The 21341-nt window shown below is 62.7% G+C and carries 21 protein-coding genes; 3 read left to right on the forward strand and 18 right to left on the reverse strand.

What is annotated here, in order from left to right; genetic code table 11:
- Positions 1 to 37 precede the first annotated feature (37 nt).
- From KJQ96_RS13460 to KJQ96_RS13495, 8 genes are all read right to left on the reverse strand, one after another.
- Complete coding sequence (locus KJQ96_RS13460; protein ID WP_213287061.1) at positions 38 to 628, reverse strand: DedA family protein; 591 nt, start codon at positions 626 to 628, stop codon at positions 38 to 40.
- A 283-nt stretch (positions 629 to 911) separates the two neighbouring features.
- Positions 912 to 2204 (reverse strand): TRAP transporter large permease, encoded by a 1293-nt coding sequence (locus tag KJQ96_RS13465; RefSeq protein ID WP_213287062.1) that lies wholly within the window; start codon positions 2202 to 2204, stop codon positions 912 to 914.
- Between the two features lie 16 nt (positions 2205 to 2220).
- Entirely contained in the window at positions 2221 to 2715 is a 495-nt protein-coding gene (locus KJQ96_RS13470) for a TRAP transporter small permease (protein WP_213287063.1), read from the reverse strand.
- Positions 2716 to 2725: 10 nt separating this feature from the next.
- Complete coding sequence (locus tag KJQ96_RS13475) at positions 2726 to 3715, reverse strand: C4-dicarboxylate TRAP transporter substrate-binding protein (RefSeq protein WP_213287064.1); 990 nt, start codon at positions 3713 to 3715, stop codon at positions 2726 to 2728.
- Positions 3715 to 3867: a hypothetical protein gene (locus KJQ96_RS13480; protein WP_213287065.1), complete on the reverse strand. Its 153-nt coding sequence runs from the start codon at positions 3865 to 3867 to the stop codon at positions 3715 to 3717. Before KJQ96_RS13480 ends, KJQ96_RS13475 begins: the two co-directional genes overlap by 1 nt.
- A 472-nt stretch (positions 3868 to 4339) precedes the next feature.
- Positions 4340 to 4753, reverse strand: coding sequence for a Rieske (2Fe-2S) protein (locus tag KJQ96_RS13485; RefSeq protein WP_213287066.1), 414 nt, complete (start codon positions 4751 to 4753; stop codon positions 4340 to 4342).
- Positions 4753 to 5856, reverse strand: coding sequence for an amidohydrolase family protein (locus KJQ96_RS13490; protein WP_213287067.1), 1104 nt, complete (start codon positions 5854 to 5856; stop codon positions 4753 to 4755). Before KJQ96_RS13490 ends, KJQ96_RS13485 begins: the two co-directional genes overlap by 1 nt.
- Positions 5853 to 6932, reverse strand: coding sequence for an amidohydrolase family protein (locus KJQ96_RS13495; protein WP_213287068.1), 1080 nt, complete (start codon positions 6930 to 6932; stop codon positions 5853 to 5855). Before KJQ96_RS13495 ends, KJQ96_RS13490 begins: the two co-directional genes overlap by 4 nt.
- 140 nt (positions 6933 to 7072) lie before the next feature.
- Between KJQ96_RS13495 and KJQ96_RS13500 the strand changes: the two genes are divergently transcribed.
- Positions 7073 to 7555: a CinA family protein gene (locus KJQ96_RS13500; RefSeq protein ID WP_213287069.1), complete on the forward strand. Its 483-nt coding sequence runs from the start codon at positions 7073 to 7075 to the stop codon at positions 7553 to 7555.
- Between the two features lie 54 nt (positions 7556 to 7609).
- Here KJQ96_RS13500 and KJQ96_RS13505 read toward each other — a convergent pair whose 3' ends face one another.
- The 3 genes from KJQ96_RS13505 to KJQ96_RS13515 all read right to left on the reverse strand — a co-directional run bounded on the left by KJQ96_RS13505 (position 7610) and on the right by KJQ96_RS13515 (position 11422).
- Entirely contained in the window at positions 7610 to 8917 is a 1308-nt protein-coding gene (locus KJQ96_RS13505; RefSeq protein ID WP_213287070.1) for an HlyD family type I secretion periplasmic adaptor subunit, read from the reverse strand.
- Positions 8914 to 10659 carry a type I secretion system permease/ATPase gene (locus tag KJQ96_RS13510; protein ID WP_213287071.1) on the reverse strand — a complete coding sequence of 582 codons (1746 nt, stop codon included), beginning with the start codon at positions 10657 to 10659 and terminating at the stop codon, positions 8914 to 8916. The genes KJQ96_RS13505 and KJQ96_RS13510 overlap by 4 nt, the downstream gene beginning before the upstream one ends.
- Before the next feature lie 493 nt (positions 10660 to 11152).
- Positions 11153 to 11422: a GlsB/YeaQ/YmgE family stress response membrane protein gene (locus tag KJQ96_RS13515; RefSeq protein WP_213248718.1), complete on the reverse strand. Its 270-nt coding sequence runs from the start codon at positions 11420 to 11422 to the stop codon at positions 11153 to 11155.
- A gap of 53 nt (positions 11423 to 11475) precedes the next feature.
- On the opposite strand from KJQ96_RS13515, the gene KJQ96_RS13520 reads away from it, so the two are divergent.
- A complete protein-coding gene (locus tag KJQ96_RS13520; RefSeq protein ID WP_213287072.1) occupies positions 11476 to 11802 on the forward strand; it encodes a hypothetical protein in 327 nt (108 codons plus the stop codon).
- 31 nt (positions 11803 to 11833) lie between these two features.
- Here the strand turns inward: KJQ96_RS13520 and KJQ96_RS13525 are convergent, their stop codons facing one another.
- The 7 genes from KJQ96_RS13525 to KJQ96_RS13555 form a co-directional block, all read right to left on the reverse strand.
- On the reverse strand, positions 11834 to 12814 hold the full coding sequence (locus KJQ96_RS13525; RefSeq protein ID WP_213287073.1) for an ABC transporter ATP-binding protein: 981 nt from the start codon (positions 12812 to 12814) through the stop codon (positions 11834 to 11836).
- Positions 12811 to 14223, reverse strand: a complete 1413-nt coding sequence (locus KJQ96_RS13530; RefSeq protein WP_213287074.1) for an amidase — start codon at positions 14221 to 14223, stop codon at positions 12811 to 12813. The genes KJQ96_RS13525 and KJQ96_RS13530 overlap by 4 nt, the downstream gene beginning before the upstream one ends.
- Positions 14220 to 14417: a hypothetical protein gene (locus tag KJQ96_RS13535; RefSeq protein WP_213287075.1), complete on the reverse strand. Its 198-nt coding sequence runs from the start codon at positions 14415 to 14417 to the stop codon at positions 14220 to 14222. Before KJQ96_RS13535 ends, KJQ96_RS13530 begins: the two co-directional genes overlap by 4 nt.
- Positions 14414 to 15505 (reverse strand): ABC transporter ATP-binding protein, encoded by a 1092-nt coding sequence (locus KJQ96_RS13540; protein WP_213287076.1) that lies wholly within the window; start codon positions 15503 to 15505, stop codon positions 14414 to 14416. Before KJQ96_RS13540 ends, KJQ96_RS13535 begins: the two co-directional genes overlap by 4 nt.
- Positions 15506 to 15508: 3 nt before the next feature.
- Complete coding sequence (locus KJQ96_RS13545) at positions 15509 to 16387, reverse strand: ABC transporter permease (protein ID WP_035728661.1); 879 nt, start codon at positions 16385 to 16387, stop codon at positions 15509 to 15511.
- A gap of 101 nt (positions 16388 to 16488) precedes the next feature.
- Entirely contained in the window at positions 16489 to 17442 is a 954-nt protein-coding gene (locus tag KJQ96_RS13550) for an ABC transporter permease (RefSeq protein WP_213287077.1), read from the reverse strand.
- A gap of 214 nt (positions 17443 to 17656) precedes the next feature.
- Positions 17657 to 19315, reverse strand: coding sequence for an ABC transporter substrate-binding protein (locus KJQ96_RS13555; protein WP_213287078.1), 1659 nt, complete (start codon positions 19313 to 19315; stop codon positions 17657 to 17659).
- Positions 19316 to 19519: 204 nt separating this feature from the next.
- Here KJQ96_RS13555 and KJQ96_RS13560 point away from each other — a divergent pair, with 204 nt between their 5' ends.
- Positions 19520 to 21133, forward strand: a complete 1614-nt coding sequence (locus KJQ96_RS13560; protein WP_249734021.1) for an ABC transporter substrate-binding protein — start codon at positions 19520 to 19522, stop codon at positions 21131 to 21133.
- The last annotated feature ends 208 nt before the right edge of the window (positions 21134 to 21341 follow it).

The following is a 21341-nucleotide window of genomic DNA, read 5'->3' on the forward strand; positions in this document are numbered from 1 at the left end:
GTGCCCCATCGACATCAGTACAGGCGAGCGCATTGCTTCAGTACCGCTCTGCGATCTGATCGAGCTTCCTGCTGAGCAACCATGACAGGCCGAGAAACGCGACCAACATCACGATACCCAGGCCCGAAGAGGCATTGTTGATCGACTTCTCCGAGAACTGACCGAAGGCATAGCCGGCCGAGACAACGGCGCCGGACCAAAGACCTGCCGCAACGAAGTTGAGCGCAAGGAAGGTCGACCAGGGCAGCCGCGATATTCCGTAGGCAAACCCCGCGATCCCGCGAATACCGTGCGGGAAGCGATGAAACAGGATCATCCAGACATAGTGGCGCTCTGTCAGCCGGACTGCGGTCTGGACGGGGCGCTCAAACCGCGGGAAACGATCGAGCAGGCGGAGGCCGTAACGCCGCCCGATCCAGAAGCGAATGACGTCGCCGGCGAAACTGCCGAACCAGCAGACCACGATGAGCGTTCCAAGACCCAGCGCACCCGAGTGCGCCGCGTAGCCCGCAAATAGCGCAAGCAGCAGGCTATGCGAGGCCGCATAGGCAAACATCAGGCTGTAGGCCACATCGCCGTGCTGGCGGATGAGCTCGAGAAACGAGGTCAGATCGGTAGGAAAAAGCAATGTAGGCCCGCCCAGTTCCTTAAGATATTCCCGGGATGAGCGGGTTCGGTCGGAACGCTATCACTCCGCGGAAGCATGTGGAAGCCAATAGGCGCGCCCGCAAGCGCCAGCTTTGCACGCCGAGCGTGTTTGCAAGGGAAGCGATCCGTAAAACGGGTTAGGACGCGTACCCGCTGATCGTGCTTGATCGGTGCGGCTTGATCGATGTTCATTCCCCGACAGCGACCAATTCCGCAGCCCGGCAAAATGACGCGATGTGCCAGGAGCGGCCGTCCGTTCGATCTCATCGCAAATCGGCACCGAAGATCATATCAGGGACAAGCAAGACCACTGAGGGGACAAAGATCAGTATCAAGGTCACCACGGTGACGGCGATCAAGAACGGCGTCGAGTCCCGGGTGTACTCGCTGATAGGACAACGCAGCACCTGGCAGGCGACGAACATGGCGGCGCCGACGGGCGGCGTGTAGTTTCCGATCGTCGCAGCAATAATGAACACGAGCCCGAAATGGACCGGATCAATGCCGTAATTCGTCACCAGCGGAAGGAAGATGGGCGTCAGCATGATGATGAGCACCGAGCCCTCCATGAAGGTGCCAGCGATCAGGATGAAGAGCACGATGAGCACCATTACAACGTGCGCGTTTTCCGTCACACCCAGCATCCAATCCGAAATCACCTCGGGTATTCGCTCAAACACGATGCCGTAACCAAAGATCGCCGAGAGCGCGAGCAGGAACATCACGGCCCCGACATCGACCAGGCCGCCCTCGATGGCTTCACGGAAACCCGCGAACGTCAGCATCCGGTAAGCGAAGAACCCCACCGCCACCGCATAGATGACCGCGAAGGCCCCAATCTCCGATGGCGTGAAGACGCCGTAGCGCAATCCCGCCAACAGCATGATGGGAAACAGGATTGCCCAGATGCCACCCCACGACGCCAGCAGGATTTCACGCCCGGTCGCCCGCGTCTCGCGTTCCGGCCCGTAGCCGCGGCGGCGGGCGGTGATGGCGATCGCAATGGCGAGAGCTGCCCACAGCATGAGGCCCGGAATAATACCGGCGGCAAACAGCCGTCCGATCGAGACCTGGCCGACTGTGCCATACAGTATGAAACCAATCCCGGGGGGAATGATTGGCGCCAGCAGAGAACCGTACGAAATCACGCCGGCCGCGTAGCCGCGGGCATAGCCGCGCTTGAGCATCTGCAAGCCGATGATGCGGGCATTCATGGCGGCGTCCGCAATCGAGGATCCCGTCACCCCGCTCATCAGCGTTGAGAGTGCAATAGAGGTCTGCGCCAGACTGCCGTGCATTCTTCCTGTCAGTACCGTGGCCAGCTTGAGCAGGTTGGTCGTGATGCCGGAGTTGTTGAGAAAATTGCCGGCGAGGATAAACAGCGGAACCGCAAGCAGCGCGAAATTCTGCGTCTCGGTTACCGTTACCTGTATCGGGATTGTTGCCGGCAGTTCCGGATGCTGGATGAAGAACAGCGCGCCGGCAATTCCAATCGCGAAGGCAACTGGCATTCCGATCAGCATCAGTACTGTGAACGCAATGATTACGATCAGCATGGCTATGCGCGTCGGATTATATGACGTCGACGGCGCGATATTCGGCGCGCTCGCCCCGGAATTCTCCGCGGACCTTGAGCGCGGTTGTCACGATCAGCAGCGCCGCGCCGACCGGCAAGCTCATTGTGACCCAGGAGTAGCTGACTTCCGGAATGCCCTGGAAGCTGCGTACCCGACTGATCCACGATAAATAGGCGCCCATCACGAGTAGGTAAACCAGAAACGCGGTGATCAATGCGTAGTTCACCATACGGAGGGTCGTCTGGAGCTTGTCCGGCAGGCGACTGGCGAAAACTTCGATGGCCATCATGCTATTTTTCCGCCAGGCAATATCGGCGCACAGAAAGCAGGCCCAGGCGAACAGGGCGGTCGAAACATCCGTCGACCAGTTGATCGGATGGCCAAGCATCCGCATAACGCCGCCAAGAAAGATAAGGATTACCATCACGATGAGAAACACGGAGGCGATCCATGCCTCGGCGGCGCATACACGCTGGTAGATTTTCTGCATTTGGCGGAACCTACTTGCCGATTTCCTTATGCACCGCGTTCTTGGCGTCGGTGATCTTCAGGACCTCGTACGCCTTTTCGCCGGCCTTCCGGAAAGCGGCGAGATCGGCATCCTTATTGATCGTCATGCCGCGAGACTTCAATTGCTGCTCGACTTCGGCTTCCAGCCTCAGGATCTGACGCGATGTCTCCTCTCCGGCTCGATCGGCCTCTTCCACCAACGCGTCCTGATACTCCTTCGGCAGGCTGTCGAACCATTTGGCGCTGACGACTTCGAAGTTGATCAGCATGATGTGCCTTGTTTCATTCGCGACCTTAAGCACCTCGTAGAAGCGGCCACCCGGAATGTTGTTGTAAACCAGCTCGACACCATCGATCGCCCGCTGCTGCAGTCCCGGGTACATCTCGCCGAATGCCATCGCTACCGGCACGGCACCAAGCGCGCGTATCGACTCTTGCCAAATTGGCGCCGGCGGCGTGCGGATGCGCAGGCCCTTCAGATCATCCGGCGTCTTTATCGGCTTGTTGGTAAAGAAATGTCGATAGCCTTGCACCCAGTTGAAAGACACCACCTTGAGCCCGAACTTGGTCGCAAGTTCTTCCTGCCATTTTGCGACGGTCGGCGCTTTGCGCAGCTTGGCAACTTCTTCCAGCGTCTCGACGAAATATGGTCCGTTCATCACGGCGATGCCGGGAACGTAGTTTCCCATACGCGCGGCGTCGGTGTTCTGGCCGATATTGGCTCCCTGCCTGATCTGCTCGATGATGTCTTCCTCAAGCCCCAATTGCGCGGAATGGAAGACATCGATCTTGAGACCGCCATTGGTGCGCTGCTCGACGGCTTTGGCCCACTTCAGGAAGCCGTCGTGGTATGGCTCCTTCGGGCCAAGCACGTGATTGAATTTTAGCGTGAATGTTTTCGGTGCCTGAGCCAAAACATTCGAATAGCCGAGCGCCCACAGGCCGAGCGCAGCATACGTAATTACGGCCAAATTTTTCATCACATCCTCCCTGCGGCTTCGTGCCGGCGTGCCGCCCCTTGCCTCCCGTCTTTTTCTTGCGGCGGCCATTCTGACGATGGTTTGCCGCCGAGGCCGATGCTTAAACCAAATGAAATCAGGTTGAGCTTGCTTTCGAGGGTAAATTCCGCCAAGGCAAAGTCCGTTCCACGGCCGGTCAACGCTCCGAGAAAGACGCGGACCAGAGCATTGTCCGCGGCTGAAGAACCGCCGCCGCAGAGGGGAACTCATCAGTGACTCGAGCTTGGATTGCAGGTGCTCGAGACGATCGCGGCCGACCGGTTCGCTGATCAGCCTCGGGGAAACGTCATGTCGACCGGCTTGCAGCGCAGCGAATGACGCGATGTGCGGCATCCGACTTGTGCATTGCAACCATGGGCCGTTAACGCACTGCTCCTTGCCTTGCCACTTCGCTCAGGACGGTTTGAACCTTAGCCTCTGCCGGGATACGTGGTCCCTTGGCCGTTGCTGAATGCCTTGGCATCTACTCAATGGAATCAGCAAAGAGCCAGGACGTTTTCGAAGAGCCTGAGCAGGATCTTGGGATTTCCGGACGTACAATTGCACGTCCAGGTTCGCGCCTTCGACGCGCCGGAATGAAGGCCGCTACAAATCGACCACCACGTAATCGCTATCCACCGAGACCGCGATGGTCTCGGCGACATACGGGCCCTTCATCACGGCCGATCCCGGCTCGACGTTGACGGGATAGGCCCGCGCGCGGAAGCGTTTCGGGTCGCAGTAGGACTGGCCGGTGCGGATGTCGAATTCCCAGCCGTGCCAGGGACAGCGGATGATTTCGCCGAGTTTTGTATACTCGATCTCGCCGGGGTTGGAGGATTGCGCGAGGCCAATCAACGGGCCCTCGCACAAGGCCGCGCCCTGATGCGGGCAGCGGTTCAGCAGGCCGAAGAACTCGCCCTTGATGTTGAAAATCGCGATCGGCCGGCCGTCGATGTCGAGGAATTTTCGTGTCCCCGGCGGCAATTCGTCCACCGGGGCAATGACGTGTCGAACCATCAAGAAATTCCGTACAGCTTCTTCGCGTTGCCGAAATAGAACGCTTCCCGGTTGGCTTCGCTGACGCCGGCCGGCAACACGCGCGACGGCTCATCAAAATCCCAATGTGGGTAATCGGTCGCGAACAGCAATTTGTCCCAACCGATCCATTCGATCGTCTGGAACAGGTGATCGCGGCGCTCCGGATCTTCCATCGGCTGCGTGGTCCACCAGATATGGTCGCGAATATATTCCGACGGTTTTCGCTTCAGATGCGGCACCTCGCTGTGCAGCCTCTCAAATGTGTTGTCGAGCCGCCAGCTAAGGGACGGCGCCCAGCCGAAGCCGGCCTCGATCATCACCATCTTCAGCTTCGGGAAGCGTTCGAACACGCCTTCGAGCACGAGGCTCGCCAGCGCGTTCTGCTGACACTGCGAATGGCCGACCATCTCCTCGATGTAGAAGCTCGGCCACCCCGAGGGGGTGAGCGGATTGCCGCCGAAGCCGAAGGCGTGAACGCCGACCGGAAGCCCGATCTCCTGCGCGGCCTCGTAGACCGGCCAGTAGCGGCGCTGGCCGAGCGGCTCGACATTGCGCGAGAGCAGCAGCACCTGCACAAAATTCGGATCGCCCGCGCGCTTGCGGATCTCGGCCGCAGCGGAAGGGCCGTCCTCATTGGCGACGACGATCGAAGCCTTCAGACGCTGGTCCTTGCTGGTCCATTTCTCGATCTGCCAGTCGTTGATCGCGGAGCAGATCGCGCCCGCCAGATCCTGGTTGCGCAGTCCCTGCCCGCTGGCGAGCGGATTGAGCACGCCGAGCGCGACATTGTAGGGATCGAGAAGCTGCTTCTGCATGAAGGACAGCGAGGAGCCCTGCGGCCCGCCTTCCGGCGGCCAGGCATCGCGCCGCGAGGCGTTCGGCTGCGCCTTCGGATAGGGCGGGCCTTCCATCATGCCGTGATAGGCCTGAATGCCGTAGGTTTCGAGATGCGAATGCCAGCGCTTCGCCAGATAAGGATAAAGTTCGTCCTTGGTAGCGCGCGCCGGGTGAATGTCGCAATCGGCGATCGCGGTCTTGATGCTAACGGAAGCCGAAGACTCTGGGCGGAGCTGGACGTTCATGGCGTCGTCTCCTTCACTACCTGCAGCCGGCCGTATGTCGCGAGCGGATTGTCGATCATGATCCTGCGAACCAGATCGGGCGACAATCCCGGCGGCAGCACCTCGTCGCCATCGAACTGCCAGTGCGGATAGTCGGTCGAGAATAGGAGCAATTCGTCCGACTGCATATGGTCAAACAGGCGGTTCAGGGTTGCCGGATCCGGCGGCGCATCGACCGGCTGCAGCGAGAAGCGGATGTTGCTGCGCACAATCTCCAGCGGCGCGCGATCCACCCACGGCGTTTCCATCCGGATGCCGCGCCAGAACTTGTGCAGCCGCCAGAGATAGGCCGGCAACCAGGTGAAGCCTGATTCCAGCATCACCATTTTCAGGTTCGGATGGCGGGCGAACACGCCCTCCACGATCAGGCTGGTGAGCTGAGTCTGGAACGCGGTCGCTTGGGCTACGTAATCCTCGATGTGGTAGGAGCCCCAACCGATCGATGTCGGCGGGTTGTGATAGGCGCTGCCGGCATGCATGCCGACGGCCAAGCCCAGCCGTTCGGCGGCGGCGTAGATCGGCCAGTAGGCGCGTTTTCCGAGCGGCATGTCGCCCATGACCAGCATCAGCACCTGGACGAAGCGCTTATCCTCAGCACAGCGTTCGATCTCCGCGACCGACTTCTCGACGCTTTGCGTCGGGATCACGATCGAGCCGCGCAGCCGATCGTTCTTGTCGAGCCATTCTTTGGCCAGCCAGTCGTTCAGCGCGCGGCAGAACGCGTCCTGCATGTCCTCGGAGAACACCATCTGCACGCCGTAGAGCGGATTGCAGATGCCGAAACGAACGCCGAACCGGTCGAGCGCCTGCTTCTGCATGTCGACCAGATCGGCGCCCGGCTTGCCCTGCGCCGGCCGCCAGTCCGGCCGCGACGAGATCGGCGAATGGGTGGGATAGGATTGCGAGACCAGATCGGTCATGCCGCGCGTCGTCACCTGGTCGCGCCAGTAGTCGTTCATGTAGGGCAACAGGCTGGTCAGATGCGGAACGGCGGGATGCAGATCGCAGTCCACGCCACCCGCGATCGGCGACGTCATGGTGTTTCCTCGTATGGCCGCGTGGACGCAGTTGTTTGAGGCATTCAATCAGGGCGGCGCGCGCGCGGCAACTCGGCAAGCGTAACCCTCCTGTGTTAGGAAGGCATGACTGGACCAATGGCGTGTGCGCAGGAGTTGAAATGAAAGAGCTTGTTACGATCGCCGAAAAGATCGCGACCCAACTGATCGCGCGGAAACAGACGATTTCGGTGGCGGAATCCTCCACCGGCGGCCTGATCTCGGCGGCGCTATTGTCGGTGCCGGGCGCATCGGCCTATTTCCTCGGCGGCGCCGTGGTCTATACCCGCGACGCGCGTCGGCTGCTGATGGATATTCCGGACGAGGCAATGAAGGGCATCCGCTCGGCGTCTGAACCATACGCGAAATTGCTCGCCGCCCAAGTCCGCCAACGCTTCGCGACCGACTGGGGATTGTCGGAAACCGGCGCAACGGGACCAACCGGCAACCGCTACGGCGATGCCGCGGGCCATAGCTGCATGGCGGTGGCGGGGCCATCGCAATCGGTATTCACGCTGGAGACCGGGAGCAATGATCGACAGGCCAATATGCAAGAGTTTGCGACGACGGCGTTGAATCTGCTGTTAAATGAATTGTCGAAATGAGACGTTGTCCCTGCGTTCGCAGGGACGACCGAGTGGCGACATTCAACGTAGGCCTCACCGTTCCCGGAACGAGCGCATCAGTTGGTCGCTGAACGGCTTCATCAGATAGGAGAACATGGTGCGATCGCCGGTTTGCACGAAGGCTTCCACCGGCATGCCCGGAATGATCTTGACCTCACCGAGGCGGGCGACTTCATCGGGCGGCATCGAGACGCGGATGGTGTAGTAGCTCTGACCGGTGCGCTGGTCGGTGGTGACGTCGGCGGAGACGCGGGTCACCACGCCATTGAGTTCCGGCGTGGTACGCTGGTTGAAGGCGGAGAGCCTGAGCAGCGTCTTCTGGCCGATCTGCAGCTTGTCGATGTCCTGCGGATTGACCTTGGCCTCGACTGAGAGATCGTCGGCTTTCGGCACGATCATCATGATGGCGTCGCCCGCGGTGATGACGCCGCCGACGGTGTGCACGGTCGACTGCAGCACGACGCCGTCCTGCGGCGCGCGGATGTCGATGCGGCGCAGTTGATCCTCCGCGGTGACCTTGCGCTCGACGAACTCGCCGATCTTGTCGTTGGTCTCGCGCAGATCCTTGGAGACTTCGCTGACCACGTCCTTGTCGATCTGGATGATCTGCAGTTCGGTTTCGGTGATCTTGCCCCGCGCCTGCGCGCGCGCGGCGATGTATTGCGCACGCTCGCCCGACAGCCGGGCGAGATCGCGCTCCAAAATCGTCAGGCGCGATATCTGGATCAGGCGCTGCTCGTAGAGCTGGCGGACGCCGACCAGCTCTTTCTCGACCAGCGCGATTTCCTTTTCCTTGGCCTGTTCTTGCGCGGTGAGGCCGGCGATTTCTTCATTGAGCTGGGCCACGCGTTCGCGCAATTGCGATTTCTGCCCGGCGCGCCCGAACACGCGAACCTCGAACAGTTTGGTTTCGCTCGCGATGATGTCGCGGACGTCAGGGTCGTCGGCGCGATCGGAGAGCTGCGGCGGGAACTTGATCTTGTCGAGGCCTCGCTGCTCGGCCTCCAACCGCGCCGCCCGCGCCCACAGGCCGTTCAGCGTCTTGACGACGATGGCAAGGCTTGCCTTGACCACGGTCTCGTCGAGCCGCACCACGACGTCGCCCGCCTTGACCACGTCGCCGTCGCGCACCCTGACCTCGCCGACCACGCCGCCGGTCGGGTGCTGCACCTTCTTGACGTTGGAATCGACCACCACCGAACCCGGCGCGATCAGCGCGCCCGAGATCTGCACCGTTGAGGCCCAGCCGCCGAACCCGCCGGCAATGACCAGCATCAGCGCCAGACCTACGATGAGATGCGAGCGTATCGAGCGGCGCGCGCCTTTCAGGTCCGCGGTCATGATTTTTTCGCAGCTCCCGCTTCGGACACGATCTTGATCGGCGGCGGCGGGACGCGCTGCAGCACCTGGCCGAGCACGGTTTCCTTGGGACCGAACGCCTGCATGCGGCCGTCTTTCAAGACCAGCAATTGATCGACGGCCTCGATGCCGATCGGCCGGTGCGCCACCACGACCACGATGGCGCCGCGCTCGCGGGCGGCGCGCACGGCGCGGGTCAGCGCCTCGTCGCCCTCGCTATCGAGATTGGAGTTCGGCTCGTCGAGCACGATCAGGAACGGGATGCCATAGAGCGCGCGCGCCAGCGCCACGCGCTGCGCCTGCCCGGCCGACAGCGCAGTGCCCTGCTCGCCGATCTGGGTATCGTAGCCTTCGCGCATCTTGATGATCATATCGTGCACGCCGGCGTCCTTGGCGGCGGCAATGATCGCCTCCGATTTCGCCTCGGGGTCGAAGCGGCAGATGTTCTGCGCCACGGTGCCGGAGAACAATTCGACGTCCTGCGGCAGATAGCCGATATGGCGGCCGAGCACGTCTGACGACCATTGGTCGAGCGCTGCGCCGTCGAGCCGCACCTTGCCGCGGGCGGGTGTCCAGACGCCGACCAGCGCGCGGACCAGCGACGACTTGCCGGAACCGCTCGGACCGATGACGCCGACGCCGGACCCGGCCTCGACGGCGAAGCTGACGTCCTGCACGATGACGCGCTGGTCGCCCGGCGGCACGATACTGACCGCCTCGACCGAGAGCCGCTTCGTGGGCGCCTGCAACAGCGTCTGTTCATTTGCCGGCGGCATTTGCTGCAGGAGTTTTGACAGGCGATGCCAGCTCTGGCGCGCGGCGACAAAACCTTTCCAGTGGGCGATGGCGAGATCGACCGGTGCCAGCGCCCGCGCGCTCAAGATCGAGCCCGCGATGATGATGCCGGCGGTGGCTTCCTGATGGATCACGAGGTAAGCGCCGACCGCGAGCACCGCCGATTGCAGCATCATGCGCAGGACCTTGGCGACCGCGCCGAGGCCGCCGGCGATGTCGCTGGCGCGCTGATTGCCCGCCAGATAGGTCTCGTTGGCCTCGCTCCAGCGCTTCATCAGCCGTCCGGACATGCCCATCGCCACCAACACTTCGGCGTTGCGCCGGCTGGTGGCGGCGAGATCGCTGCGCCGCGCGGCCAGCGTCATCGCCTCCTTCGCCGGTGTGCGCGACAGGAACTCGGTAATCAGCGTCAGCGTCACCAGAATGACGGCGCCGACCAGCGCGGTGACGCCGAGCATCCAGTGGAACAGAAAGCAGATCGCGAGATAGAACGGCAGCCACGGCAGATCGAAGAACGCGCCCGGCCCCATGCTGCCGAGGAACGACCTGACATTGTCGAGATCGCGCAGCGGCTGCAGGCCCTCGTTGCGGCTGCCGACCATCAGCGGCAGCCCCACCACGGTCTCGAACACGCGCGTGTTGATGGCCTCATCGAGCGCGGTGCCGATCCGGCCGAGAATCCGCCCGCGGATCAGATCGAGGCCACCTTGCGCGATGTATAGCCCGGCCGCGAGAATCACGAGGCCGACCAGGGTGGGCACGCTGCGGCTCGGCAGCACGCGGTCGTAGACCTCCAGCATGAAAATCGAGCCGGTGAGATACAGCAGATTGATCATGCAGCTCATGACGCCGACGCCGATAAAAGCGTTGCGGCAGGCGCGCAGCGCCTCACCAAGTTCGGAACGCCGGACGCCGGGAGCGGCTGCCATAAATGCGTGTCTCTTCAAAAGGATCAGGTGACGTGCAGGTTTTACCGATGTTTGTGAGCACCGTCTATTTAAGTCACGTTAACCCCGATCCAGTTCACCCCCATGAAGGGGTAAAGAGGGAGGTTGGCGGGTTTGGGGCAGCTAATTTTGACGCCGGCGCCGGTCCCACCACGGGTACTGGCTTGGTTGGCTGTGGAAACGGCACCAGAATCACTGACATCGACACCCGGCCGATCTCGCCGTTGGTATCGAGCAGGACGCCGGTTCCGGCGCCCAGCCCGCCCGCCGGCCGCCATCGGGCTCGCGCGCGAACGCCGACCCATTCGCCGGCAGGGCGGGCGGAATGGGCAATGCCGTGGGTCCAGTCCGCCGACGGCGATGCTTGAGGTTACCGAACAGAGCTTGGCGTGATGCTCGGCATGTCGCCGCTGATCAAGGCACGGCCCTCCTGCGTTGGATCGCAGATGCGGTGGCCGCGCAAAATAGCGCCGCGCTAGAACCGCCCGCCGGTCCGCAACAGCCGGACGATCAGCAGCAAGATGACGGCGCCGATAGTGGAGTAGACGATCTCGGACACCAGGCCGGTGCCGATACGGATGCCGAGCTTGGGAAACAGCAGGCTCGCAAGCAGCGCACCGGCGATGCCCACGAGAATGTCGCCGATGATGCCAAAGCCGGTGCCGCGCACGATCTTGCCGGCGAGCCAGCCGGCCACCAGGCCGACAAACAGAATGACGAGAATGCCTTCGTTGGAAATCTGCATGTGTGAAGCCCCCGGGGTTTTGCGGCGCAGGCCGCACGACAGCGTATCCACGATTGTCCGATGTGACGAGCCGCAATCCGCGCGCCTTCCAACTGCGGCTGCGAAGTGAAACTTTTTTGCCTCACATGCGTTATGTCGGCATGAAACAGGGCGATATTTGGTATGTGACTTTTGGTCCGGACACGACGGACGATACTGCGGAGAGCACGGCTCGCTCGACCCGCACCTTCAAATCTGAAATCGACGCCAAGCTGTTTGCAATGCAAATTTTGGCCAAGGGCTGGTCCGCCAGCGCTGGCACGCTCAATCCGCATCAACCGAAGCAGGTCGTGGGACCGGCGCAAATCGAGCAGTGGGCTGATCCCGGATTGGGTGGCTGACTCCAGGGAACGCAGCCGAAACCGCGTCACTTCAGGTCGCAGCAGAAACTTCCGCCTCCGCCAGCACACAACGCGCCGTTCGATCCGGCGATACCTGCACATTCGGCGGCAGACGCTCGCTGCAGCGCGGCTGCGCAACCGTGCAGCGTGGCGCGAACGAACAACTGACGGGCGCCTTGTCGAGCGAGGGCGGCGTGCCCGGGATGGTCTCCAGCCGCTGGCCGCGTTTTGCACCGTGGACGGTCGCGGCCAATAGCCCCTTGGCATAGGGATGCACGGGGGTGCGGACGATGTCGCGCAAGCGGCCCTGCTCCACGATCTGGCCGGCATACATGACCGCGACGCGGTCGCAGATCTCGATGGCGACGCCGATATCGTGGGTCACGAAAATCACGGACATGCCGAACTCGCGCTGCAATTCGCGGAGCAGCAGCAGGATCTGAATCTGCACGGTGGCGTCCAGCGCGGTGGTCGGCTCGTCCGCCAGCAGGATTTTCGGCTTGCACGCCAGCGCCAGCGCGATCATGGCGCGCTGCCGCATGCCACCGCTCATTTCGTGCGGATAGGCCTCTAAGCGGCGCTTGGCGGAGGGAATCCGCACCACCTCCAGCATTTCCAGCGCGCGCGCGAGTCCCTCCTTTTCGCTCTTGCCTTCGTGGCGGATCACGGTTTCCGCAATCTGGCGGCCGATCGTGTAGACGGGGTCGAGCGCCAGCGCGGGCTCCTGAAAGATCATCGAGACGGTCTGGCCGCGAAACGCCGACAGCTCCTCGTCGTTCATTGCGAGCACGTCGCGTCCCAACACCTTCACGGTGCCCGAAATCTGCGTCCGCTTTTTCGGCAACAGCCGCATCAGCGCGCGCAGCGTCACGCTTTTTCCCGAGCCGGATTCGCCGAGCAGGCCGAGCACCTCGCCCTCGCCAAGCGAGAGCGAGATGTCGTTGACGGCATGAACCGTACGTTCGCCGGTGAAGCGGATGTTGAGGTCGCGGATATCGACGAGGTTGCTCATGCCAGTTCGGGTACCTGCTGGTGATAATCCGTCGCACACTGGAACGCCGCGCCGATCCGCACCAGCCCGGCCTCATCGAAGGGGCGGCCGATCAACTGCATGCCGACCGGCAGGCCGCTCTTGGTGAAGCCTGAGGGAATCGAAAGCGACGGCAGGCCGAGATAGTTGATCGGTCGGGTGAAGCGCGTGATGCGCTGGATCACGGCTTCCGCATCGAGGCTGTTGCCGATATCGCTTTCGGCAATCGTCGCCGCCGGCATCGGCGCGACCGGTGCGATCACGGCGTCGGTGCCTTCGACCGCCGCGAGGTAGGCGGCAAGCGCCGGACCGCGCCAGCGCATCGCTTCGAGGTAGGTCACGGCCGGAATGGCGAGCCCGTTCTGGAGCCGCATCAAGACCTGACTACCGTAATCCTGGGGACGCTCGATCATCCAGCGCTTGTGGAAGGCAGCCGCCTCGGTGGCGAGCACGATCTGGCAGGCGGCCGTGAGCTGGCGCTGGTCCGGCAGTTCGACCTTGACGATCTCGGCGCCCTCTTTTTTGAGGCTAGCGATGGTCTCGTCGAGCACGCGCGCGACCTCGGGATCGAGGTCGTCGACATAGAAGGCGGTCGGCACGCCGATCTTCAGGCCTTTCATCGAGCCCGTGGTCGCGGTCATGTAGTGCGGCACCGGCCGCGTGGACGTGGTCGGGTCCTCGGGATCCGCACCCGCCATCAGCCCTACGAGCAGCGCGCAGTCCTCCACGGTTTGCGCCAGCGGGCCGACGGTGTCGAGCGATTGCGACAGCGGCATCGCGCCGGCGCGGCTGATCAGGCCGACGGTGGTTTTGAAACCGGTGACGCCGCAGAAATGCGCGGGCATCCGGATCGAGCCGCCGGTATCCGAACCGAGCGCGGCAAAGGTCAGCCGCGCCGCGACCGCCGAGCCGGAGCCGGACGACGAGCCGCCGGTGATGTGATCGACATTCCAGGGGTTACGCACTGCGCCGTAATGCACGTTGTGGCCGGTCGGCCCGTAGGCGAACTCGACCATCTGCAGCGAGCCGAGCCTGACGGAGCCGGCGTCCTTCAGGCGCTGCAACGCGGTCGAGGTCGTCGTCGCAACGAAATCGCGCCGGATTTTGGAGCCGCAGGTGACCACCTTGCCGGCCTCGTAATACATGTCCTTGTGCGCCATCGGGACGCCGTGCAGCGGACCGAGATTTTGGCCCTTGGCGAGCGCGGCGTCAGCGGCATCAGCCGCGGCAAGTGCCTCCTCCGCCTCGACCGACATGAAGGCGTTGACGCGCGGTTGCCATTGCGCGATGCGGTCGAGGCAGGATTGCGTCACTTCGCGCGAGGACAACTTCTTGCCGGCGATCGCCTTGGCGATCGCGACCGCTGACATCAAGGCCGGTTCGCCGCTCATTTCGACACCTTCGCGTTCTGCACCAGCAGGAAACTCGCGGGCTCGAGATCCATCGGCAGCGTGCCGGCAATGGGCGTAAACCCGTCAAACGCCGGGCCGATGGAATTGGCGATGCGGGCGGCAACTTCCGCATCTTGCGGCACGCCGGCGACGTCGGTCATTACCTTGACCTGTTTGGGATCGGGTCTGGTCATGCAGCGGTTACTCCCATGTCACTTTTCTTGGCATTTTCTTTGGCCGGCGCGCGGCTGTGCCCGGAGCCGGGTATGGCCATGTAGCACGCCGCCTGATGACCCATTGTATCGACATCGCTGAGTTTTGGCGTCGCATCTGCGCAGAGCGGCTCCGCAAACGGGCATCGGGTGTGAAACCGGCACCCCGACGGCGGGTCGATCGGATTGGGCGGATCGCCGGAGATCGGCGGCGTCTCGGTGCGGTTATCAGGATCGGACGACGGCATCGCAGCCAAGAGCGCCCGCGTGTAGGGATGTGCCGGCGCATCCCAGACCTTGTCGACGGGGCCGAGTTCGACCACTTCGCCGAGATACATCACCAGCACACGATCCGAGATGTAGCGCACCACGTTGAGATCGTGGCTGATGAAAAGATAGGTCAGGCCGAATTCGCGCTTGAGGTCTGCCAACAGGTTCAGCACCTGGGCTTCGACCGATTTGTCGAGCGCAGACACCGCTTCATCAAGAATCACCAGCCGCGGCGACAACGCCAGCGCACGCGCGATATTGACGCGCTGGCGCTGGCCGCCGGAAATTTCGTGCGGGTAGCGGTTGGCGAAAGTTTCGGGACGCAATCCAACTTTGCCGAGCAGTTCGCGCGCCAGAGTGCGCGCGGCTGCGTCGGCCATGCCATGCACCTTGGGGCCGAAGGCGATCGACTCCTCGATGGTGAGGCGCGGATTGAGCGAGGCGTAGCTGTCCTGAAACACCATCTGCATGCCGCGACGCAATTCACGCAGGGACAGCGCGCGGCCGACCTGCATGCCGTCATAGACGATGTCGCCGGCATCGCGCTTCATCAGGTGCATCAGCAATCGCGCCGTGGTCGACTTGCCGCAGCCGGACTCGCCGACGATGCCGACCGTTTCGCCCTTGGCGATCGAGAACGACACATCATCGACCGCGCGCACCGTTTTACGAGGGCTGAACAGGTCGCCGCGCACCGGGAAATGTTTGGTCAGGCCGGTGACCTGCAGCAGCGGTTGCGCCGCCCCGCCGATGTCCTCGACCTGTTCCAGCAAGTCGACTGAGGTGGACGTCTCACCCATGCGTCAGTTCCTGATGTCCATGGCGCTGCGCATGCCGTCGCTCAAAAGATTGAAGCAGATCGACACCGCAAAGATCATCACGCCCGGCAGCGCCGCCACCCAGGGATTGATATAGATCGCGGTGCGCAGCGTGTTCAGCATCAAGCCCCACTCCGGCTCCGGCGGTTTTGTGCCGAGGCCGAGGAATGACAGGCCGGCGGCGAGGATCATCGACACCGAGATCAAGCCTGTTGCGTAGACGAAGATCGGGCCGAGAACGTTTCCGAGCATATGCACGCGCATTATGGTAAAAGGTCCGGCGCCGGAGGCGCGCGCGGCTTCGACGAAATCCATGTTACGCACGCCGGTAGTAACGCTTTCGGCGACGCGGGTGATCTGCGGCACGAACACGATGGTCAGCGAGACGATGGAATTGACGATACCCGCGCCCAGCGCGCCGGAGATCGCGATTGCCAGCAGCACCGACGGGAACGCGTAGAAGACGTCCACCGTACGCATGATGGCGGTGTTGAGCCGGCCGCCGACATAGCCGGCGACGAGGCCGAGCGAGGTGCCAATCACGAAGGCGAAAATCACCGGCAGAATGCCGATGATCAGCGACAGCCTTCCGCCATAGATCAGCCGCGCCAGCATGTCGCGGCCGAGCTCGTCGGTGCCGAGCGGATAGTTCGGCGTGCCGATATGGCGAAGCCGGCGGATCATCGAGCCCTGATAGGGGTCGGCCAGCCCAAGCCACGGCGCAAGAAGTGCGGAGGCGAAGATCAGCACCAGCACGAAAGCGCAGACCATGCTGACCTTGTCGCGCGCGATGCGGCGGCCGACGGTGGCCCAATAGCCGCGCGCCTTGGTCGCGGGCGCGGCTTGCAGGGCGGTATCCGACATCACGGTCATGCGTAGACTCTTTGTTGGAGCATGATCTCCGCGCAAACGCGTTCCGCGTTTGTCGCGAGGGAAAACCGGTGCCCACTTTTCCGGATCATGCTCTAACCCCGCTTGATGCGCGGGTCGATCGCGGCCTGCGCGATATCGACCAGCAGATTGAGCGTGACGAAGAACAGCGCCAGCACCAAAATCGTGCCTTGCAGCAGCGGCAGGTCGCGCTGGAAGATCGCGGAATTGAGCAGCAAGCCCGAGCCGGGCCACGAGAACACGGTCTCGATCAGGATCGAGCCGCCGAGCATGTACCCGAGTTGCAGGCCCATCACCGCAAGCGCGGTAGGCGCGGCGTTCTTGATGACGTGGCGGAACACGTCCAGTTCGCGCATCCCTTTGGCGCGCAACGCTTCGACAAAGTCCTGGCTCAGGATGTCGCCGGTCAGCGCCCGGACGGTGCGGGTGATGATGCCCATCGGGATCACCGCGGTCGTGATCGCCGGCAGGATCAGGTATTTCATGTGCTCCCAGTCCCAGCCCCACGAACCGGAGCCGCCGGGACCGGCACCGACCGCGGGCAGCCAGTTGAGCTGCACCGAGAAGATGATGACCATCACCATGCCGAGCCAGTAATGCGGCACCGAGACGCCGGCGATCGCAATGGAGGTCGCGACCTTGTCGATCCAGGTGTCGCGGAAATAGCCGGCGATCAGGCCGAACATGAGCCCGAGCGTGAAGCCGATCAGCGCGGCGGCAACCGCAAGCGTGACGGTGTTGCCGACGGCGCGTAGGACTTCCGACAGCACCGGGCGGCCGGTCGCGATCGAGCTGCCGAGATCGCCATGGAGCGCGCGCCATAGCCACAGGCCGAATTGCACGGGCAGCGGCCGGTCGAAGCCGTAAGCCGTGCGCATTTGCGCGGCGAGTTCCTGCGACGCATCCGCCGGCAGCACCGCAACCAGGGGATCGCCGGGCGTGATGTGCACCAGCAGGAAGCACACCAGCGCGACGCTGATCACGATCGGAATGACGTAGATGATACGCCGGGCAATGTAAGCGAACACGAGTTACTCTCTTCTTCCCTTCTCCCCTTATGGGAGAAGGTGGCGCGGACCTTGGTCCGCGCCGAATGAGGGGTTCCATCCGCGGACGGGGGCAATTCAGATGAGGGAGGCGTATCCGCGGAGAGAACCCCTCACCCGTCTCGAATGAGCTCCGCTCATTCGATCCACCCTCTCCCACAAGGGGAGAGGGTCAGCAAGCATTACGCTCCTGGACTCACGGCGCCATCGACACCGGCGAGAAGTCGACGAACCAGCTCTTCGGCTGCACGAAGCCTTTCACCTTCGGGCTCATGGCCCGCGGCGAGACGTCGTGGGCGACGTAGAGGAACGCCGCATCGTCCACCGAGGCCGCATGCAGTTCGGCCAGCGCCGCATCACGCGCGGCGGGGTCGAAGGTCTGGCGCGCCTTGGTCACCAGCTCGTCGAACTTGGGATTGTTGATGTAGCCCCAATTGTTCGAGACGGGAGGCGCCATCGACGATTGCAGGAAGCGCACCAGCGCGAAGAACGGATCCATCGCCGCGTAGGTGACGTTGGTGGCGTTGGCGCCGTTAGCGCTGGGATCCTTGGCGCCGCGGCGCCAGTTGGTGAACAGCGTGTTCCACTCGATAACATCGAGCTGAACGTCGAAATAGCATTCCGCCAGCGCCTGCTGCAGATATTCGTTCATCGGCAAGGGCTGCATCTGGCCCGATCCCGACGCCGAGGTCTGCGTCTTCACTGTCAGCTTCTTGTTCGGGCCGTAGCCCGCCTCTTGCATCAGCTTCTGGGCGGCCTTCAGGTCATATTTGATCTCGAAGGTCGGCTTTCCGCGCCAGGGATGGCCGGGCTCGAACGTGCCGGTCGCCGGCACCATCAGGCCGGCAAGCAGCCCCTCCTTGAGCCCTTCGCGGTCGATGCAGAGATTGGCGGCCTTGCGGACGCGGATGTCGTTCCAGGGCGAGCCCTCGATGCGCGAGAACTGCCACGGCCAGACGTGCGGCGATTCATTGGCCTGGAGCTGGAAGCCCCGCTGCTTGATCTCCCTGACCGCGTCGGGCGCGGGCGCCTCGACCCAGTCGACCTGGCCGGACAGCAAGGCCGCGGTGCGGGCATTGGCCTCCGGCATCGGCAGCAGCACCATCCGGTCGACCTTGGGCACGCGGCCCTTGTCCCAATAGCCTTCGTTCTTGACGAGTTCGAGCCGCTCGCGCGGCGTGAACTTCGACATCTTCCAAGGGCCGGTGCCCGAGGCGTCCTTGGCGAACGCCGCCCACGCGGCCTGCGATTTCGCCTTGGCGTCGGCGCCTTCAGCCTTGTCATAGAAGGCCTGCCATTTGGCAGGGCTCGCCATGAACAGGTTGGTCAGATTGATCGGGAGAAAGCTGTCCGGCTCCTTGGTGGTCAATTCCACCGTCATGTCGTCGATCTTGCGCGCCGAGGCCAGCGTCGGCATGCGCGAGGCGGTGACGCCGACCTGGCTGGCGTCAAAATGCGGCGCATCCTGCTTCAGCACCTTCTCGACGTTCCAGACCACGGCGTCGGCATTGAAGTCGCTGCCGTCATGGAATTTGACGCCGGGGCGCAGCTTGAAGGTCCACTTCTTCTTGTCGGCCTCGTCCACCTTCCATTCGGTCGCGAGGCCCGGAATCATGACGCTTGCCTTGTCGCGGGATGAGAGGTCCCACATCGTCAGGCCGTCATACATCGTCAGCCCGGTGAAGCGGTTGCCCTCAAAACCCTGATCGGGCTGGCCGAGCGTGCGCGGAATATCGGCAGCCGTCATGCCGATCCGCAGCACCGTTTCGGCACTTGCGAGTTGCGGCAACCCGACCACCAGCGCCGTTGCCAGCAGCCACGCGGTGGCCGTCTTGTTCGATTTGTCGTTACGCATATGCAGCAATCCCCTTTTCAACGCCTGGTGACTAATTCTTATGCAGCCGTATGCAACGCCTGTGCCAAACGGCGTGCTTCCCTCCGGACTATGCGTTTGACTGCACAACTCCTTGTGAAGCGCGCATGCAAGTCAAGTCCAATGCCTAAGCTGGCACCAAGCTTGCATTTTCAGCTCCAAACCTCGCCCGATGGAGCCTAATTCATGCGCACCCGAAATTCGATGCTTCTTCCTGCCGCAACTCTGGCCGTGGGTTTAGCTCTTGGCATCTCAACGATTTCGGCGCAGGCCGAGACCGTTGTGCGCTACGGCATTTCCATGGCGGACATCCCGCTGACCACTGGCCAGCCCGACCGCGGCGCCGGCGCCTATCAGTTTTCCGCCTATACGATCTACGATCCGCTGGTCGCGTGGGAGATGGACGTCGCCGACCGGCCCGGCAAACTGGTGCCGGGGCTTGCGACCGAATGGAAGGTCGATGAGAGCGACAAGAAGAAATGGCGCTTCTCGCTTCGCAAGGGCGTCAAGTTTCACGACGGCAGCGAATTCAATGCCGACGCGGTGATCTGGAATCTGGACAAGGTGCTCAACGACAAGGCACCGCAGTTCGACAAGCGGCAGAGCGCGCAGGTGAAGACCCGCCTGCCCTCGGTCGCGAGCTACGCCAAGATCGACGACGCCACCATCGAGATTACGACCAAGACGGTCGACTCCTTCTTTCCGTACCAGATGCTGTGGTTTCTGGTTTCCAGCCCGGCGCAATATGAAAAGCTTGGCAAGGATTGGGACAAGTTCGCCAGCCAGCCTTCCGGCACCGGGCCGTTCAAACTGACAAAACTCGTGCCGCGCGAACTCGCCGAGCTGACCAGGAATGCCGACTATTGGGACAAGAAGCGGCTTCCGAAGGCCGACAAGATCGTGCTGATCCCGATGCCGGAAGCGCTGACGCGCACCAACGCGCTATTGGCCGGCCAGGTCGATTTGATCGAGACCCCGGCGCCCGACGCGGTGCCGCAGCTCAAGTCCGCCGGCATGAAGATCGTCGACAACGTCACGCCGCATGTCTGGAATTATCATTTGAGCGTGTTGCCCGGCTCGCCCTGGACCGACATCCGCCTGCGCAAGGCGCTCAACCTCGCGATCGACCGCGAGGCGGTGGTCGGGCTGATGAACGGTCTGGCGAAACCCGCCAAGGGCCAGGTCGACCCGTCGAGCCCGTGGTTCGGCAAGCCGTCCTTCGAGCTCAAATATGATGTCGCGGCGGCGAAGAAGCTGGTGCAGGAGGCCGGCTATTCGAAAGAGAAGCCGCTGAAGACCACCTTCGTCATCGCGCAAGGCGGCACCGGACAGATGCTGTCGCTGCCGATGAACGAATTTCTGCAGCAGAGTTTCAAGGAGATCGGCATCGAGATCGACTTCAAGGTGGTCGAGCTCGAGACGTTATACACGGCCTGGCGCAAGGGCGCGGCCGACGAGATGAACGCCGGCATCACCTCCAACAACATCGCCTATGTCACGTCAGACCCGCTCTACGCCATCGTCCGCTTCTTCCACTCCGGCCAGATCGCGCCTGTCGGCGTCAACTGGGGCGGCTACAGAAGTGCGAAGGTCGATGCGCTGATCGACGAGGCCAAGCAGACTTTTGATGTCGCCAGGCAGGACGAGCTGTTGGCGCAGGCGCACGCGCAGATTGTCGACGACGCCACGCTGGTATGGGTCGTGCACGACACCAACCCGCATGCGCTGTCGCCGAAGGTGAAGAAGTTCGTGCAGGCGCAGCACTGGTTCCAGGATTTGACGCAGATCGGACTGGAGTGAGGGAAAGGATCTCCCTGTCGTCCCTGCGAACGCAGGGACCCATAACCACAAGATTGAGTTGGTGAGAAACAACTAGGTCCAGCGTAAAATAGCTAGATCACGTGGTATGGGTCCCTGCGTTCGCAGGGACGACAGAGACTTATTTGATCGGTCTGTAGGATGGGTAGAGCGCAGCGAAACCCATCACACGTCGGCACAGGGATTTGAT

Source organism: Bradyrhizobium sp. sGM-13, from assembly GCF_018398875.1.
GTDB lineage: Bacteria > Pseudomonadota > Alphaproteobacteria > Rhizobiales > Xanthobacteraceae > Bradyrhizobium.

Coding starts and splice junctions, on each gene's coding strand:
- KJQ96_RS13530 (WP_213287074.1), bottom strand. CDS start 14,223: ATGAGCGGCGAACCGGCCTTGATGTCAGCGGTCGCGATCGCCAAGGCG.
- KJQ96_RS13495 (WP_213287068.1), bottom strand. CDS start 6,932: ATGACGTCGCCGATCGCGGGTGGCGTGGACTGCGATCTGCATCCCGCC.
- KJQ96_RS13525 (WP_213287073.1), bottom strand. CDS start 12,814: ATGAGCAACCTCGTCGATATCCGCGACCTCAACATCCGCTTCACCGGC.
- KJQ96_RS13535 (WP_213287075.1), bottom strand. CDS start 14,417: ATGACCAGACCCGATCCCAAACAGGTCAAGGTAATGACCGACGTCGCC.
- KJQ96_RS13545 (WP_035728661.1), bottom strand. CDS start 16,387: ATGTCGGATACCGCCCTGCAAGCCGCGCCCGCGACCAAGGCGCGCGGC.
- KJQ96_RS13485 (WP_213287066.1), bottom strand. CDS start 4,753: ATGGTTCGACACGTCATTGCCCCGGTGGACGAATTGCCGCCGGGGACA.
- KJQ96_RS13560 (WP_249734021.1), top strand. CDS start 19,520: ATGCGCACCCGAAATTCGATGCTTCTTCCTGCCGCAACTCTGGCCGTG.
- KJQ96_RS13490 (WP_213287067.1), bottom strand. CDS start 5,856: ATGAACGTCCAGCTCCGCCCAGAGTCTTCGGCTTCCGTTAGCATCAAG.
- KJQ96_RS13510 (WP_213287071.1), bottom strand. CDS start 10,659: ATGGCAGCCGCTCCCGGCGTCCGGCGTTCCGAACTTGGTGAGGCGCTG.
- KJQ96_RS13540 (WP_213287076.1), bottom strand. CDS start 15,505: ATGGGTGAGACGTCCACCTCAGTCGACTTGCTGGAACAGGTCGAGGAC.
- KJQ96_RS13505 (WP_213287070.1), bottom strand. CDS start 8,917: ATGACCGCGGACCTGAAAGGCGCGCGCCGCTCGATACGCTCGCATCTC.
- KJQ96_RS13515 (WP_213248718.1), bottom strand. CDS start 11,422: ATGCAGATTTCCAACGAAGGCATTCTCGTCATTCTGTTTGTCGGCCTG.
- KJQ96_RS13500 (WP_213287069.1), top strand. CDS start 7,073: ATGAAAGAGCTTGTTACGATCGCCGAAAAGATCGCGACCCAACTGATC.
- KJQ96_RS13465 (WP_213287062.1), bottom strand. CDS start 2,204: ATGCTGATCGTAATCATTGCGTTCACAGTACTGATGCTGATCGGAATG.
- KJQ96_RS13475 (WP_213287064.1), bottom strand. CDS start 3,715: ATGAAAAATTTGGCCGTAATTACGTATGCTGCGCTCGGCCTGTGGGCG.
- KJQ96_RS13470 (WP_213287063.1), bottom strand. CDS start 2,715: ATGCAGAAAATCTACCAGCGTGTATGCGCCGCCGAGGCATGGATCGCC.
- KJQ96_RS13555 (WP_213287078.1), bottom strand. CDS start 19,315: ATGCGTAACGACAAATCGAACAAGACGGCCACCGCGTGGCTGCTGGCA.